The sequence below is a fragment of the Streptomyces poriticola genome (genome assembly GCF_036689765.1).
Taxonomy (GTDB): domain Bacteria; phylum Actinomycetota; class Actinomycetes; order Streptomycetales; family Streptomycetaceae; genus Streptomyces; species Streptomyces poriticola.
The window spans coordinates 70,994-85,459 of the sequence record NZ_JBAGKH010000018.1 but is presented as its reverse complement, the minus strand read 5'-3'; the positions used below and the strand labels follow the sequence as shown (position 1 = coordinate 85,459).

The window sequence follows — 14,466 nt, the reverse complement described above, 5'->3', positions numbered from 1 at the left end:
GTGCGGGGCACCGCCGGGGCCTCCGGCCGGCTCACCCGCCCGCGTGTGCCTTCTCCAGGGCGGCGATGTCGAACTTCCTCGACGCCAGCATCGCCCGGGTCGCGCGGGCCGCCGCCTCCGGGTCGGGGTCGGCGATCATGTCGGTGAGGCCGGCGGGCAGCACCTGCCACGACACCCCGAACCGGTCCTTGAGCCATCCGCACCGGCCCTCCTCGCCGCCCTCGGCGAGCCTGCTCCAGTAGTAGTCGATCTCGTCCTGGTCGGCGCAGAGGATCTGGAAGGAGACCGCCTCGGTGAACCGGAACTGCGGGCCGCCGTTGAGCGCCACGAACGGGTGGCCGTTGGCCGTGAACTCCACCGTCAGCACGTCGCCGGACGTGCCCATGCCGGCCTCGTCATAGTGGGTGACCCGCCCGATGGCGGCGTTCCTGAAGATCGACACGTAGTGGTCCGCGGCCTCCTCGGCCTGGCCGTCGAACCAGAGACATGTGATGAATCCGTCGGTGGTCATGCGTGCCTCCTGGCGTGGAAACCGGTCATCACTGTCGACCGTGCGGTGCCCCGGAACTCATCGGTCCACGGGCAACCGGTCTCCCGGACGGCCCGCACGGCTCTGCCCCTGGCGAATCTGCCGCGGGCAGAGGAACCCCCGCCGGGGACCGAGCCGGCCCCAGAGTGGAGAGCGCGGCGGCGACCAGCCGCGCAGGATCCCCACCGACGACTCGACAAGGAGCGCCGATGTCTCCACTGACCGCCGGCCCCGGGCCGGCCCCGCTGCCCCGTGCGGAGGAGGGCGACACCCCTCCGACACGGTTCGACGACCAGCTGGCCGCACAGCTGCTCGCGCAGCGCATCGTGCTGCTGGGCACCCAGGTCGACGAGGTCTCCGCGAACCGGGTCTGCGCCCAGCTGCTGATCCTGTCCGCCGAGGACCCGCGCACCGACATCGGTCTGTACGTCAACAGCCCCGGCGGCTCGGTGCACGCGGGGCTGGCCATCTACGACACGATGCGGCTGATCCCGAACGACGTGGCCACGCTGGCGATGGGATTCGCCGCCAGCATGGGCCAGTTCCTGGTCAGCGTCGGCGCCGCCGGCAAGCGGTACGCCCTGCCGAACGCGCGCATCATGATGCACCAGCCGTCGGCGGGCATCGGCGGCACCACGGCCGACATCGAGATCCAGGCGGACAACCTGGAGTTCACCAAACGGACGATCGAGCGGATCACCGCCGAGCACACCGGGCAGTCGCCGGAGACCATCTCCCGCGACGGCGACCGGGACCGCTGGTTCACGGCCGAGGAGGCCAGGGAGTACGGGATGGTGGACCGGGTCGTGGAGTCCCTCGCCGATGTGCGCCCGGCCGCCGCGCGACGACGGATGGGGCTGTGAGATGGGTGCGTACACGATTCCCAGCGTCGTGGAGCGCACCCCGCAGGGTGAGCGGTCCTACGACGTGTTCAGCCGCCTGCTGTCCGAGCGGATCATCTTCCTCGGTACCGAGATCGACGACGGCGTCGCCAACGTCGTCATCGCGCAACTCCTCCATCTGGAGTCGGCAGCGCCGGAGAACGAGATCGCGGTCTACCTCAACTCCCCCGGCGGCTCCTTCACCTCACTGATGGCGATCTACGACACGATGACCTTCGTCCGGTCTCCGGTCTCGACGTTCTGCGTCGGGCAGGCGGCGTCCACCGCGGCGGTGCTGCTGGCCGGAGGGGACCCCGGGAGGCGGTTCGTGCTGGAGCACGCGCGGGTGCTGCTCGGGCAGCCGGCCACCGGCGGCAGCCGGGGCACGGTGTCCGATCTGGCGCTCCAGGCCAAGGAGATGGTCCGGATCCGCTCCCAGGTGGAGGAGGTACTGGCCCGGCACACACGGCACGACGTGGCGACGCTGCGCGCGGACATGGACCGCGACAAGGTGTTCACCGCGGCGGAGGCGGTGGCGTACGGGCTGGCCGACGAGGTGCTCGGCAGGCGCACGACGGCGGTCTGAGACCGGGTTGGGCCGGTGCGGTGCCGCCACGACAGCGGCGGGCGGCACCGGCCCGTTGTCTGCGTCAGGCGGCCAGGCACAGTCCGCCGTGGCGTCCGCCGGGTGTACCGCGGCCGGTGGTCCTGGGCGGGGCCGCCGGACGGGTGAGCTCCGCGTGGGCCCGGGACAGCAGGTCGCCCAGGCCCAGGCCGAGGGCGCGGGCCGCGGCGGCGAGCACCTCGGACGAGGCCTCCTTACGCCCGCGCTCCACCTCCGACAGATACGGCATGGAGATCCGGGCGTCCTCGGCCACCTCCTTCAGCGTGCGCTCCTGGGCGAGGCGTTCGCGGCGCAGCACCTCCCCGACCAGATCGCGCCAGAGCGGCTCCCGGGGAGCGGGCGCGGTGTCCGGGCCGGCCGGGGAGACGGCGGCGGGGCGGGCTCCCCGGCGCCCGGCGGGCGGGTGCAGGGGGATGACTCGGGCTTCGTTCGGCGCTCGGCTGCTCACCGCTTCAGCCTAGAAGCGCCCGGCGCGGAGGAAAGGGCGCGGCGTTCCGCCGTGAGGGGAATTCCCGGCTTCGGCCGGAAGTTGACCGCCACGCAGCTCACGCCAGCGGGGCGTAATCTGACAAAAGGAGTATTCACCAAAAAATCGTCGATGATTTTCCGCCACCCGGGACATCGATGGGCATGCGCCGCATCGACCCGGGTATCTGCATCCGCGAAGGGCTCAGCGAGACCAAACCGTGACTTTCGTGGGAGAGGGAATGGACACCGCCGTGATCCAGTCGCAGGCAGAGGTTGTCGAGGAGACCACCGGGACCGGCACCGGCGACGGATCGCTGCCGGATGTCGCGGACCCACGGTCCGTGGCCCCGCGCGACGCGCGCGAGCTGTCCCGCCGGTTCTTCCGGCGGCTGACGGAGCTGGAGGAGGGCACACCCGAGCACCAGTACGTGCGCAACACGCTGATCGAGATGAACATGTCGCTGGTGCGGTTCGCCGCCGGCCGGTTCCGCGACCGCGGGAACGACATGGAGGACATCGTCCAGACCGGGATGATCGGCCTGATCAAGGCCATCGACCGGTTCGAGCTGTCCCGGGAGGTCGAGTTCACCTCCTTCGCGGTGCCGTACATCGTCGGTGAGATCAAGCGGTTCTTCCGGGACACCACATGGGCGGTCCATGTGCCGCGCCGGCTGCAGGAGCTGCGGGTGGATCTGGCCAAGGCCCGCGAGGAACTGGCGGGCCGGCTGGACCGCGAGCCCACGGTGGCCGAACTGGCCACGCTGATGAACATCTCCGAGGACGAGGTGATCGAGGGCCAGATCGCCTCCAACGGCTACAACTCCTCCTCCCTGGACGCGGCGCTCACCGGTGACGGCCCCGAGAGCGGGGAGGCGGTGCTCGCCGACTTCATCGGCATGGAGGAGGACGGGCTGCGGCTCGTGGAGGACTGCCATGCGCTGGCCCCGCTCATGGCCGAGCTGAGCGAACGCGACCGGCGGATCATCCATATGCGGTTCGTCGAGGAGGCCACCCAGGCGGAGATCGGCGAGCGGCTCGGCTGTTCGCAGATGCATGTGTCCCGGCTGATCCGGCGGATCATCACCCGGCTGCGCAAGGGGATGCTGGGCGAACTGGACTGCGCCTGAGCGCGGGGACGGGGCGGCCCCGCCGCCCCGTCAGCCGTCGAGCGGCAGGACGGCGCGCACGCGTTTGCCGACCGGCACCCGCTCGACGGCGACATCGCGGGCCAGGGCGTGCACGATCTCCAGCCCGTGCCGGCCGACGCGCTCCGGGTCGCGGGGGGAGGGCTGCGGGACCACACCGCTGCTGTCGTAGACGCACACCGTCACGGAGACGTCCGTGCCCTCCAGTTCCAGGATGTACGGACCCTCGCTGTGCCGGTCGGCGTTGGTGACGAGTTCGCTCACCACCAGCAGCACCGCGCCGTCGACCCGTGGGCCGACGGTCGCGCACCACTCCGTCCTGAGCTGGTCGAGAAAGGCCGAGGCGAAGGAACGCGCCTCGGCGATGCTCCCCGGGTCACCGGTGTAGTGCGCCGCACGCCGCAGTGGTTCCACGGGCACGTCGAAACCAGTCGGTATCACTGCCCCGTCCAGGTGCTCGATCAATGCGTCTCTCTCTCGGATGCCGGACTGGCCGGATGCTGCTGCACCAGTCCTCGTACCCCGGCCACGGCCGCACAGTCCCCCCGATCCGCAGTGCGGGCATCGTCACATCCGGGCCGGGCACCCGAGGGGAAGAGCACGGCGGGAAGGGCGTGCGATGGAGGAGCTGATGGCCTCGCGCAGCCTGACGACCCGCCCGGTGGTCACCCTGGACGGCGACGCTGTCGCCGAGGTCAGGGACACCGTCTTCGACGCCGGGGCCGGGCGGATCGCGGGCTTCACCCTGAGCGGGCGGGGTCTGCTGCCCGGCCCGCTGCGGCTGTTGCCCTGGCCCGCGGTGCACGCGCTGGGCCACGACGCGGTGATGGTCCGCGACGCACGGGCCCTGACGGAGGTCTCCGCCGCGGTGGCGCGGAAGGAGAGCGAGGGCGGGCGGCTGCTGGGGACGCGGGTGCTGACCGACGAGGGCACGGAGGTGGGCACGGTGCTGGACGTGGTGGAGGGCGGCACCGCCGGCCGGGTGGTCGGCTTCCGGGTGGCCCCGAACAGACGGTTCGGACCGGTCTCGCACCGCCGCAGGCGCACGGTGTACGTACCGCGCGGCGAACCCGTCACCGTCTCCGGCCGGACCCTCGTACTGCCGGCCGACGCCGTCCGGCACGCCGCCGACGGCCTGGACGGCCTCTCCGCACCGTCCCCCGGCCGGCCGGGGGACGGCCGGGACCCCCCGGCGTGAGGCCGTTCCCGCCGCGTGCACGGTCCCGGCACCCGGTCCGGTGGTGTGTGCAGGCAGACGCGGACGGCCCCGCTCGGCGGGCGACCAGATCGGGCCCTGCTTAGCGTGGCAGGGTGAGTCCGCCGACGTCTCCCCGCACCGCCGCCGACCCTGCGACCGCCGCGCGGCACGGCTGGCCGCAGGCGCTCGGCACGGTGCTGGCCGGGCTGATCGCCATGGGTGTCGTCGCCTCGCTCGGCCTGTGGGCGGCCGGCGCCACGGACCTGGGCGGGGACGCCTTCCCGCGGATCGTCTCGGCGACCGTGGTGACGTCCGTCGGCGGGGCCGTGGAACTGTCCGGCGACGCCGGGGGGATCGTCGGCACCGAGGCGTCGCTGACCGTGATCCCGCTGTCGGTCACACTGGCCGGGGCGCTGGTGGTCGCCTGGGGTTTTCTGCGCCCACTCCACCACCGCGCGGTCGCCGGATCCGCGGAGCTGGCGGACTGGGCCGGACGGATCGCGGTGCTGTGGCTGGCCGCCCTGCTGGGGCTGGCCTTCGCCGCACGGCAGACCTTCCAGGTCCCTCTGGAGGAGGGCGGACCGGACGACCTCGGCGACCTGTTCGGCATCGAACCGACGGTGGGTTTCACCACCGACGTGCCGCTGACCGTGCTGTTCGGGCTGCTGTGGCTGGCCGGGGTGCTGGCGCTGGCCCTGCTGGTCCCGCACGGCGCACCGCTGCCGGGGCGGCTGCTGCAGCTGGAGACGCCGCTGCGGCCGGCGGCGTACACCATGGTGCTGCTGCTGCTCGCCTACGTGGTGATCGGGGTGGTGGTGGGGCTGGTCGTGGCGGGGACGGAGGGCCATCCGGCGGAGACCTTCGCGGTGATGCTGCTCGGGTTGCCGAACCTGGTGTGGCTGTCGCTGACCATCGGGATGGGGGCGACCTGGGACGGGCGGGTGGAGGGGCCGTTCGGGCTGCCGATGCCGCACATCCTGGACGAGGTGCTGCGCGGCCAGGAGGTCTCGGCGCTCAACCTGGGCACGCTGTCCGAGCACGACGGCCGGGTGTGGTGGCTGCTGGTGGTCGACGTGGTGCTGCTGCTCGCCGCCGGCTGTGTGATGGCGGCCCGCACCCCGGCCCGGCTGCCTCCGTGGCGGCACGCCGTGCACATGGCGGTCGCGCTGGCCCTGACGGTGCTGATGATCTGCCTGGTGGGCCGGGTCACCGCGCACTACGGGCTGTCGGTGCTGGGCATCGGCGATCTGGGCGGCGGCCTGTCCGGGGACGTGTTCCTGCGGCCCCGGCTGTGGGGCGCGGTCGGCCTGGCCGTGGCGTGGGGGCTGGTCACCGGATTCCTCGGCGCGCTGCTCGCACGGTGGCTGGTACGGCGCGGGCGGGGCGTGGTCGGGTACGGGTCCGAGTAGCGGCGGGCCCTCCGGAGCCCACGGCGTCCGCGACGGCGGGGACGGCGGGGACGGGCGCGGCACCGTCGCCCCGGTCCGCTCCGGGGTCGGCCCCGGGTCCGCCGACGACGCCGGGCCGGACAGGGAGGACGGGGAGGACGGCCCCGTGCCCTGGGCACCGGACGTACCCGGTGCGGCGGCCGCTGCCTACTTCCGCATCACGACCGGCTCGTGGCGGCGCAGCAGCCGGGAGACGACGAAGCCGAAGACCGCGGAGAGCACGACGAGCATGCCGACGTCGAGCAGCCAGACGTCCACCGTGTGCGCGAACAGGGGATCCGAGGTCCGCTCGCCGGGCGAGATGGAGCCCAGTCCGATGGTCCCGGCCATGGCGCCCAGCGCCCACCGGGAGGGCACCAGCCAGGACAGCTGTTCCAGACCGGGCACGCCCTCCAGCTTGAGCAGGGCGCCGCAGAACACCACCTGGACGATGGCGAGCAGCACCAGCAGCGGCATCGTCACCTCCTCCTTGCGCACCAGCGCGGAGACCAGCAGCCCGAGCATCATCGCGGTGAACGCCAGCAGGGCGACGGCGATGGTGATCTCCAGCAGCGGTGGCAGCAGCACGCCCTGCCCGCCCGGCGCGTTGAGATCCACGCCGAGCAGGGCGACGAGGGTGAGCACCACGGCCTGGACGACGGTGATCCCGCCGAGAACGACGATCTTGGACATCAGATACGCCGATCTGGACAGGCCCACGGCCCGCTCCCGCTGGTAGATCACGCGTTCCTTGACCAGTTCGCGCACCGCGTTGGCCGCGCCGGTGAGCACTCCGCCCACGCAGAGGATCAGCAGCGTGTTGATCGCGGTCTGCTGGGTCAGCTCGCCGCCGGCCAGGGCACGGGCCATCGCACCCATCACGAAGGGCAGGGCGATCATCACGGCGAGGAAGGTGCGGTCGGCGCTCAGCGCGGCCGTGTAGCGGCGTACCAGCGTGCGCAGCTGGGCGAACCTGCTGCGCGGCCGCGGCGGTGGTTCGATCTCGACGGGTCCGGAGCGGGGCCGGTGCGGCTGGCCGTCCTCGTCGGCGACGTAGCGCCGGTGCAGCGCGGAGCCGGCGAACCGGCCGGCCCAGTCGCGGTCCCGGTCCAGTTCGAAGGCCTCGAAGGCCTCGGGCCACTGATCGAACTCGAAGAACGGCAGGGCCCTGTCGGGCGGGCCGTAGTAGGCCACCTTGCCGCCGGGCGCGAGAACGAGGAGCCGGTCGCACACGTCGAGGTTGAGCACGCTGTGGGTGACCACGATGACGGTGTGCCCGTCGTCGGCGAGGCCGCGCAGCATGTGCATCACCGAGCGGTCCATGCCGGGGTCCAGGCCGGAGGTCGGCTCGTCGAGAAAGAGCAGCGACGGCTTGGTGAGCAGCTCCAGGGCGACGCTGACCCTCTTGCGCTGGCCGCCGGAGAGGCTGTGCACGGGCTGGTCGGCGCGCTGCTCCAGCCCGAGTTCGCGCATCACCTCGTCGATCCGGGCGAGCCGCTCGGCCTTGGCGGTGTCCTGCGGGAAGCGCAGTTCGGCGGCGTAGGACAGGGCGCTGCGGACGGTCAGCTGGGAGTGCAGGATGTCGTCCTGCGGCACGAGGCCGATGCGCTGACGCAGCTCCGGGTAGTCGTGGTAGAGGTCGCGGCCGTCGTAGAGGACGGTGCCGCGGTCGGCGGGCCGCTGCCCGGTGAGGGCGTTGAGCAGCGTCGACTTCCCGGCGCCGCTGGGTCCGACGACCGCGAGCAGGCAGTCCACTCCGACCGGGAAGGACACGTCGTCGAGCAGGGTCTTGCTGCCGCCCTCGACGGCGACCGTGAGGTCCTGCACATCGAGGGAGATCTCACCGGTGTCGACATACTCCTGGAGCGTGTCGTCGACCAGGCAGAAGTCCGAGTGGCCGACGCCGATGATGTCGCCGGGGCCGATCAGCGCGGCGGTGACGCGCAGCCCGTTGAGGTAGGTGCCGTTGTGGCTGCCGAGATCGACGATCTCGTACGTGCCGTCGGCCTGGGTACGCAGTTCGGCGTGGTGCCGGGAGACGATCAGGTCGTCGACGACGAGGTCGTTGTCGGCGGCACGGCCGATGCGGACCGTGCGGGTGGGCAGCGGACGTACGTGCGTGGGCTGCCGGTAGGTCGAGGTCAGCGCGGGGTGGGAGACGACGGCGAGGCGATCGGGGACCGCCTGGATGGGCCGGTCGGTCAGGATGATCCGGGGGCCGTCGGCGGGACTGCCGAAGTGGATGACGCTGCCGGGGCCGACGTCCCGGGCGTCGATGCGGTGCCCGTCGGCGTACGTGCCGTAGGCGCTGTGTTCGTCCTGGAGCGTCCAGTGGTCGTGCTCCGCCCGCAGCACAGCGTGGTGCCACGAGACCCGGTCGTCGTCGATGACGATGTCGCTCAACGGGTCCCGCCCGACGTGGTAGTCGCGGCTCGGACTCATCACCGTGGAGCCGGTGTCGGTCTCCAGGACGAGTTCGGGCGCGGTCGGAGCGCCCGGTCGCTCAGCCATGCCAGAATTCTACCGATTTGCCCATGCATGCGCCCGGGCGGTGCTGGTGCTGCCGGGCCGAGCGGCAGGCGCAGACGCCGCGCGGCCGAGGCCGTCGGACGGGTGCGGCTCAGCCGACGGGTACCAGCAGGGGCGGCGCGGCGCGCTGCATGCGCAGGGCGTCCACGGACTCGGCGAGCAGTTCGTACTCGGTGGTGTCGTCGCTGGTGGCGATGCGCACCAGCCGCCCCGCGGCCAGGTCGTCGGCGACCCGCTCCTGCCGTGCGTCGTCGGCGCACCAGGCGCGGAGCACCGCCGGCACGTCGGGCACGGTGTCGGCGACCGGGGTCAGGACTCCGGGCGGCAGGTGAGGGGTGTCCGGCTGCGGATCGAGGCGCTCGGCGATCCACGAGGCGCGGTCGCGCAGCCACCACAGGGCGAGGGCGAGGGTGGGCGCCCGGTAGGTGCCCAGGGGTACGCCGACACGGCGGCCGTCGCAGACGCCGTACGCGGTGACATGGCACAGGAACTCGTCGTGCACTGGTCCCCTCCCCCGTCGCCCGGCCCACCGGCGGGTCCGGCCGGGCGCCACTGCGGATCGTGTGCGGTGTGTGAGGGCGCTGTCGCGTGCGGTGAGGCGGCCCTGAGGTCGAGTATGTTGACTGCTGAAACACTGTCACCACGACTTTCCGGCCAGTCTCCTGGCATATTCACCGGCCACGGTGGCCAGAACGCGATGAGTTCTCCCGCCGTCGGCGGTCTCCCCTGTGACGAGCCCGTTGGCGGACCGCCGGGCGACGGACCGCCGGGCGACGGAATCGGCAGCGGAGGACGTCATGGCCACGACCGGAGAGCTTCCCGAGGAATTCACCGCCGTACTGCGCCGCAACCCGGGCGAGGGCGGCTGGACCTGTCTGGCCTGGCCCCGCTCCGTGGAGTTCTTCGGCACCCGCGGACTGGTCAAGGTCCGCGGCACGATCGACGGGCACCCCTTCCGCAGCTCCTTCATGGCGCTGGGGGACGGCACCCACATGCTGCCCGTGAAGGCGGAGATCCGGCGGGCCATCGGCAAGCAGGAGGGCGACACCGTCACCGTGCGCCTGGAGGAGCGCCTGAACCCCTGAGACCGGGCTCCGTCGGCGCCGCTACGCCTGGAGGACCGCGTCGATCCGGGCCAGTTCCTCGGCGTCGAAGTCGAGGTTCCGGGTGGCCGCGACGCTGTCCTCGAGCTGGCGCGGGCTGCTGGCGCCGACCAGCGCGGAGGTCACCCGGCCGCCGCGCAGTACCCAGGCCAGCGCCATCTGGGCCAGCGACTGCCCGCGGGACCGGGCGATCCCGTCCAGGCCGCGGAGCCGGTCCACCAGCTGCCCGGTGACCTTCTCCGAGCTCAGGAAGGGGCTGTCGCTCGCGGCGCGGGAGTCCTCGGGGATCCCGTCGAGGTACCGGGCGGTGAGCAGGCCCTGCTCCAGCGGGGAGTAGGCGATGGAACCGACCCGCAGCTCGTCCAGGGCGTCGAGCAGCCCCTCGCGCTCCGGGCGCCGGTCGAGCATCGAGTAGCGCGGCTGGTGGATCAGCAGCGGGGTGCCCAGGTCGGCGAGGATCCGGGCGGCCTCGCGGGTCTGCTCGGCAGAGTAGTTGGAGACACCGACGTAGAGGGCCTTGCCCTGCCGGACCGCCGAGTGCAGGGCGCCCATCGTCTCCTCCAGCGGAGTCTCCGGGTCCGGGCGGTGCGAGTAGAAGACGTCGACGTATTCCAGGCCCATGCGGTGCAGGCTCCGGTCGAGCGAGGACAGCAGGTACTTGCGCGATCCCCACTCACCGTACGGGCCCGGCCACATCAGGTGGCCGGCCTTGGTGGAGATCACCAGTTCGTCGCGGTAGGGCGCGAAGTCGGTGCGCAGCGCCGCGCCGAGGGCGGACTCGGCGGCGCCGGGCGGCGGCCCGTAGTTGTTGGCCAGGTCGAAGTGGGTGACGCCGAGGTCGAAGGCGCGGCGCAGGATGGCGCGCTGGGTCTCGACCGGGCGGTCCGGGCCGAAGTTGTGCCACAGCCCGAGCGAGAGCGCGGGGAGCTTCAGGCCACTGCGTCCGCTCCGCCGGTAGGGCTGGTCGGCGTATCGGTCGGGGTGTGCGGTGTACAACGCGACTCCAGAGGGATTGGCACCGGGGGCACCGGCTGCCGGGAGCCGGTGCGTACGGGTAGGTACTCTCGCGCGATCGGCGGGCAGCGGTCCAACAGGAGAATCCGATCGGATTCAGCGCCTACGCTTCTCAGTCATGGAACTGCGCCATCTCCGGCACTTCGTGGCCGTCGCCGAGGACCGGCACTTCACCCGTGCGGCGGAGCGGCTGCTGGTCTCCCAGTCCGGGCTGTCGGCCTCCGTCCGGGCACTGGAGCGGGAGCTGGGGACCCCGCTGTTCGTGCGGACGACCCGCCGGGTGACGCTGACGGAGGCCGGGCGGGCCCTGCTGGGCGAGGCGCGGCGGATCCTGGCCCAGGTGCGCTCCGCGCACGAGGCGGTCGCCGCCGTGCAGGGAGTGCTGCGCGGCACGCTGTCGCTGGGCACCGAGCAGTGCATCGCCGGGGTGCCGGTGGCCCGGCTGCTGGCCGCGTTCCGGCAGCGCCACCCGGACGTGGAGATCCGGCTGCGGCAGGCCGGGTCGGACGAACTGGCGGAGGAGGTCGCCGCCGGACGCCTGGACCTCGCCTTCGCCTACCGGACCCGGCCGGACCCGGACCAGCTGCGCTCGGTGCCACTGAACAGCGAGCCGATGACGCTGCTGTGCCACCCCGGCCACCGGCTGGCGGGCGGTCCCGCGGTGACGGGTCCGCCGGACCTCGCCGACGAGGTCTTCGTCGACTTCCACCCGGACTGGGGGCCGCGCCGGGTGACCGACGCCGCCTTCGCCGCGGCCGGGGTGCGGCGGACGGTCACGCTGGAGGTCAACGACGTGCACGGGCTGCTCGACCTGGTGGACGAGAACCTCGGCGTCGCAGTGGTGCCCCGGCACTTCCGGCACAAGCGGGCGTCGCTGGCCTCGCTGCCGCTGAGGGACACGGGCGAGGCGGTCTACGAGACCGTCGCGCTGCTGCCGCCCGAGCCGATCACCAGCCCGGCGGCCCGGGCGCTGATGAGGCTGCTGGAAACGGGCGGCGCCTGAGCGGCGGGTGAGTCATGGTGGACGCATGCATGCGAAGGACATCCTCGTCGAGGGCTACGGCCGCATCCGGGAAGAGGTCCGTGCCGCCGTCGAGGGCCTCGGACCCGACGAGCTGAACGCCCGCCCCGGGGGCGACGCCAACTCGGTCGCCTGGCTGGTCTGGCACCTCACCCGCGTCCAGGACGACCACATCGCGGATGCCTTCGGCCTCGACCAGGTGTGGCTCGCCGGGGGCTGGGGGAAGCGCTTCGGACTCGGCCTCCCCCGCCACGACACCGGATACGGCCACAGCTCCGCCAAGGTCGCCGAGGTGCGCGTCGACTCGGCGGACCTGCTGACCGGCTACTACGACGCGGTGCACGAGCAGACCCTCGGCGCCCTGCGCTCGGTGACCGCCAAGGACCTGGAGCGGATCGTGGACGAAGGCTGGGACCCGCCGGTCACCCTGGGGGTGCGGCTGGTCAGCGTCCTGTCCGACGATCTCCAGCACGCCGGACAGGCCGCTTATGTGCGCGGGCTGCTTCAGAGCGCGGCTTCGTAGCCCGGCAGGACGACGTCCCGGATCAGGGCGCTGCGCTCGTCGAACGGGATGAAGGCGCTCTTCACCGCGTTCACGGTGACCGTGCGCAGGTCCGCGGCCGTCCAGCCCGCCTGCTCCACCAGCAGGGACATCTCCCGGGTCATCGTGGTGCCGGAGACCAGGCGGTTGTCGGTGTTGAGGGTGACCCGGAAGCCGAGGTCCCTCAGCGCGGTGATCGGGTGCTCGGCGATGGAGGTCGCGGCGCCGGTCTGCAGGTTGGAGGTGGGGCACATCTCCAGGGCGATCCGGCGGTCGCGGATCCAGCCGGCGAGCCGGCCCAGCTTGCCGGAGCCGAGGTCGGGGATGTCGTCGGTGATGCGCACACCGTGGCCGATGCGCTGGGCGCCGCACACCTGGAGCGCCTGGTGGATGCTGGGCAGACCGTGGGCCTCGCCGGCGTGGATGGTGAAGGGCACGTTCTCGCGGCGCAGGTGCTCGAAGGCGGCCAGGTGGTCGGCGGGCGGGAAACCGTCCTCGGCGCCCGCGATGTCGAAGCCGACGACACCGGCGTCCCGGAAGGCCACGGCCAGGTCGGCGGTCTCCTTGGTGCGGTCGAACATCCGCATGCCGCACAGCAGGGTGCCGACGCGCACGGGGGTCCCGGCCGCCGCGGCCTTCGCCATGCCGGCGGCCAGCCCCTCCTGGACGGTCTCCACGACCTCCGGCAGGGTCAGCCCGCCCTTGAGCATCAGCTCGGGGGCGTAGCGGACCTCTCCGTAGACGACGCCGTCGGCGGCGAGGTCCAGGACGTACTCCTCGGCGGTGCGCAGCAGTCCCTCGCGGGTCTGCATCACGGCGAGGGTGTGCTCGAAGGTGGCGATGTAGCGCACCAGGTCGCCGGAGTTGGCGGCCTCGTAGTACCAGGCGGCCAGCTCGTCGGGGTCGGTGGTCGGCAGGGTGTGACCGACGGCCCGGGCCAGCTCCACGACGGTGGCGGGGCGCAGGCCGCCGTCGAGGTGGTCGTGCAGGACCGCCTTGGGCAGGCGGCGGATCACATCGGTGTCTATGCGCGTAGATGACATATGCGGTCGTTCCTCGGCTGTCGGTGAGCGGTCGTGCGGGTGGTCAGTCGACGGCAGGCTGGAGCAGGTCCCAGCGGTTGCCGTACAGGTCCTGGAAGACGGCGACGGTGCCGTACGGCTCGTGCCGGGGAGTCTCCAGGAAGGTCACGCCGGCGGCGGCCATCCGGGCGTGGTCGCGGGCGAAGTCGTCGGTGTGCAGAAAGAACCCGACGCGCCCCCCGGTCTGGTCGCCGACCCGGGCATGCTGCCCCTCGCCCCTGGCGCGGGCCAGCAGCAGCCCGGTGCCCGGCACGGACCCGGGCGGCTCGACGACGACCCAGCGGGAGCCGTCGGGCCGGGGCGTGTCCTCGGCGAGGCGGAAGCCGAGGGCCTCGGTGTAGAAGCGGATCGCCTCGTCGTAGTCGTCGACCACGAGGGCGACCAGGGCGATACGGGGCATCGGGACCTTCCGGTGCGGACGATTGACCGGAGAGGTTATACGTAAAACGCGCGCGACGCCAGTGTCCGGCTCACGTCCGTCCGCCCTTCTCCGCCGGCTCGGGCCCCCACGCCCGCCCCCGCGGCCCAGGTCCGCGGTCCCCGTTCTCGAGCCGGAGGCGCACCGGGGAGCCGTCGGCCAGCGTGCTGCTCCATGAAGATCACCGAACCGCCCCGAAGCCCCGAGCGGCCGAGCGGGACACCCTGGACCGGCTGGAGCGGGAGCTGGACATCTGGGTGGCGTCGGCAGACGCCACCGGGCTGCCCTGCCTGGTCCCGCCGTGGTTCGTACGGCACCGAGAGGCCGTGTGGCTCTCCACGCGGCTCACCAACCCGACCGGCCGCAATCTGCGTGCGGGAGGCCGGACCCGGCCGGCGTTCGGGCACACCCGGGACGTCGTACTGATCGACGGCGTCGTGGAGTCGATCACGGCTCGGGAGGTGCCGTCGGCGGCGGGCGCAGGC

Annotated in this window: 16 protein-coding genes; 8 read left to right on the top strand and 8 right to left on the bottom strand. The window is 72.5% G+C overall.

Going from position 1 to position 14,466, the window contains the following annotated elements; translation table 11 throughout:
• Positions 1-31: 31 nt before the first annotated feature.
• The gene (locus tag V5O46_RS21365) at positions 32-511 is read right to left on the bottom strand and encodes a VOC family protein (protein ID WP_332886252.1); all 480 of its coding nucleotides are present in this window, start codon (positions 509-511) and stop codon (positions 32-34) included.
• 227 nt (positions 512-738) lie between these two features.
• Here V5O46_RS21365 and V5O46_RS21360 point away from each other — a divergent pair, with 227 nt between their 5' ends.
• Together V5O46_RS21360 and V5O46_RS21355 are read left to right on the top strand one after the other, a co-directional pair.
• Positions 739-1,392, top strand: coding sequence for an ATP-dependent Clp protease proteolytic subunit (locus tag V5O46_RS21360; protein ID WP_332886251.1), 654 nt, complete (start codon positions 739-741; stop codon positions 1,390-1,392).
• 1 nt (position 1,393) lies between these two features.
• Entirely contained in the window at positions 1,394-1,996 is a 603-nt protein-coding gene (locus tag V5O46_RS21355) for a ClpP family protease (protein ID WP_332886250.1), read from the top strand.
• Between the two features lie 64 nt (positions 1,997-2,060).
• Here the strand turns inward: V5O46_RS21355 and V5O46_RS21350 are convergent, their stop codons facing one another.
• Positions 2,061-2,483 (bottom strand): helix-turn-helix domain-containing protein, encoded by a 423-nt coding sequence (locus tag V5O46_RS21350; RefSeq protein ID WP_332886249.1) that lies wholly within the window; start codon positions 2,481-2,483, stop codon positions 2,061-2,063.
• 259 nt (positions 2,484-2,742) lie between these two features.
• Here V5O46_RS21350 and V5O46_RS21345 point away from each other — a divergent pair, with 259 nt between their 5' ends.
• Positions 2,743-3,630 (top strand): RNA polymerase sigma factor SigF, encoded by an 888-nt coding sequence (locus V5O46_RS21345; protein ID WP_332886288.1) that lies wholly within the window; start codon positions 2,743-2,745, stop codon positions 3,628-3,630.
• 30 nt (positions 3,631-3,660) lie between these two features.
• On the opposite strand, the gene V5O46_RS21340 is transcribed toward V5O46_RS21345, so the two are convergent.
• Positions 3,661-4,113, bottom strand: coding sequence for an ATP-binding protein (locus tag V5O46_RS21340; RefSeq protein ID WP_332886248.1), 453 nt, complete (start codon positions 4,111-4,113; stop codon positions 3,661-3,663).
• A 154-nt stretch (positions 4,114-4,267) separates the two neighbouring features.
• Here V5O46_RS21340 and V5O46_RS21335 point away from each other — a divergent pair, with 154 nt between their 5' ends.
• Both V5O46_RS21335 and V5O46_RS21330 read left to right on the top strand, forming a co-directional pair.
• Positions 4,268-4,846 carry a PRC-barrel domain-containing protein gene (locus V5O46_RS21335; protein WP_332886247.1) on the top strand — a complete coding sequence of 193 codons (579 nt, stop codon included), beginning with the start codon at positions 4,268-4,270 and terminating at the stop codon, positions 4,844-4,846.
• Between the two features lie 113 nt (positions 4,847-4,959).
• On the top strand, positions 4,960-6,255 hold the full coding sequence (locus V5O46_RS21330) for a streptophobe family protein (protein WP_332886246.1): 1,296 nt from the start codon (positions 4,960-4,962) through the stop codon (positions 6,253-6,255).
• Between the two features lie 186 nt (positions 6,256-6,441).
• Here the strand turns inward: V5O46_RS21330 and V5O46_RS21325 are convergent, their stop codons facing one another.
• The gene (locus V5O46_RS21325) at positions 6,442-8,784 is read right to left on the bottom strand and encodes an FHA domain-containing protein (protein ID WP_332886245.1); all 2,343 of its coding nucleotides are present in this window, start codon (positions 8,782-8,784) and stop codon (positions 6,442-6,444) included.
• A gap of 109 nt (positions 8,785-8,893) precedes the next feature.
• Positions 8,894-9,304 carry a hypothetical protein gene (locus V5O46_RS21320; protein ID WP_332886244.1) on the bottom strand — a complete coding sequence of 137 codons (411 nt, stop codon included), beginning with the start codon at positions 9,302-9,304 and terminating at the stop codon, positions 8,894-8,896.
• Between the two features lie 295 nt (positions 9,305-9,599).
• Here V5O46_RS21320 and V5O46_RS21315 point away from each other — a divergent pair, with 295 nt between their 5' ends.
• Positions 9,600-9,887, top strand: a complete 288-nt coding sequence (locus V5O46_RS21315; RefSeq protein WP_332886243.1) for a DUF1905 domain-containing protein — start codon at positions 9,600-9,602, stop codon at positions 9,885-9,887.
• A gap of 21 nt (positions 9,888-9,908) precedes the next feature.
• Here the strand turns inward: V5O46_RS21315 and mgrA are convergent, their stop codons facing one another.
• Positions 9,909-10,901 carry an L-glyceraldehyde 3-phosphate reductase gene (gene mgrA / locus V5O46_RS21310; RefSeq protein ID WP_332886242.1) on the bottom strand — a complete coding sequence of 331 codons (993 nt, stop codon included), beginning with the start codon at positions 10,899-10,901 and terminating at the stop codon, positions 9,909-9,911.
• A 136-nt stretch (positions 10,902-11,037) separates the two neighbouring features.
• On the opposite strand from mgrA, the gene V5O46_RS21305 reads away from it, so the two are divergent.
• Positions 11,038-11,922 (top strand): LysR family transcriptional regulator, encoded by an 885-nt coding sequence (locus V5O46_RS21305; protein WP_332886241.1) that lies wholly within the window; start codon positions 11,038-11,040, stop codon positions 11,920-11,922.
• Between the two features lie 25 nt (positions 11,923-11,947).
• Positions 11,948-12,463, top strand: coding sequence for a mycothiol transferase (locus V5O46_RS21300; protein WP_332886240.1), 516 nt, complete (start codon positions 11,948-11,950; stop codon positions 12,461-12,463).
• Here the strand turns inward: V5O46_RS21300 and V5O46_RS21295 are convergent.
• Positions 12,445-13,524, bottom strand: coding sequence for an adenosine deaminase (locus tag V5O46_RS21295; protein ID WP_332886239.1), 1,080 nt, complete (start codon positions 13,522-13,524; stop codon positions 12,445-12,447). The genes V5O46_RS21300 and V5O46_RS21295 overlap by 19 nt on opposite strands.
• Positions 13,525-13,567: 43 nt before the next feature.
• Positions 13,568-13,963 carry a VOC family protein gene (locus V5O46_RS21290; RefSeq protein WP_332886238.1) on the bottom strand — a complete coding sequence of 132 codons (396 nt, stop codon included), beginning with the start codon at positions 13,961-13,963 and terminating at the stop codon, positions 13,568-13,570.
• Positions 13,964-14,466: the final 503 nt, after the last annotated feature.